3 tRNA genes and 1 rRNA gene are annotated in these 529 nt (G+C 46.1%); all 4 read left to right on the forward strand.

The annotated features are described in order from the left end of the window. Window positions 1-122: 122 nt before the first annotated feature. The 4 genes from rrf (at window position 123) to ACNQGS_RS29100 (ending at window position 524) form a co-directional block, all read left to right on the forward strand. Window positions 123-239 (forward strand): 5S ribosomal RNA (gene rrf / locus ACNQGS_RS29085). Between the two features lie 10 nt (window positions 240-249). Next, window positions 250-324: transfer RNA gene (locus ACNQGS_RS29090), tRNA-Asn, on the forward strand. A 28-nt stretch (window positions 325-352) separates the two neighbouring features. Beyond that, a tRNA-Thr gene (locus ACNQGS_RS29095) sits at window positions 353-425 on the forward strand. Between the two features lie 24 nt (window positions 426-449). Next, a tRNA-Glu gene (locus tag ACNQGS_RS29100) sits at window positions 450-524 on the forward strand. Window positions 525-529: the final 5 nt, after the last annotated feature.

Consider the following 529-nt stretch of genomic DNA (forward strand, 5'->3'; position numbering starts at 1 on the left):
TAGGCGAACTCACTCTTATTTACTTCTTCTGCATTATCTAGTTTTGAGGGAATGAAAAATTTTAAATTTCCTCTTGAAAAATCTTAAAAAGACACTATAATAATAATGTGTCGAATATATAGTCTGGCGGCAATGGCGAGAAGGTCACACCCGTTCCCATCCCGAACACGGAAGTTAAGCTTCTCAGCGCCGATGGTAGTTGGGACGCAAGTCCCTGTGAGAGTAGGACGCTGCCAGGCATTTCATTATTCCGCAGTAGCTCAGTGGTAGAGCTATCGGCTGTTAACCGATCGGTCGTAGGTTCGAGTCCTACCTGCGGAGCCATTTTATTTTTACCAACAAAGATAGCTGTGCTTCCATAGCTCAGTAGGTAGAGCACTTCCATGGTAAGGAAGAGGTCAGCGGTTCGAGCCCGCTTGGAAGCTTACCTGATTTTTATAATATAATATGGCCCCTTGGTCAAGCGGTTAAGACACCGCCCTTTCACGGCGGTAACACGGGTTCGAATCCCGTAGGGGTCACCACTTAT

This window comes from Neobacillus sp. PVCKKU3 (assembly GCF_058323225.1).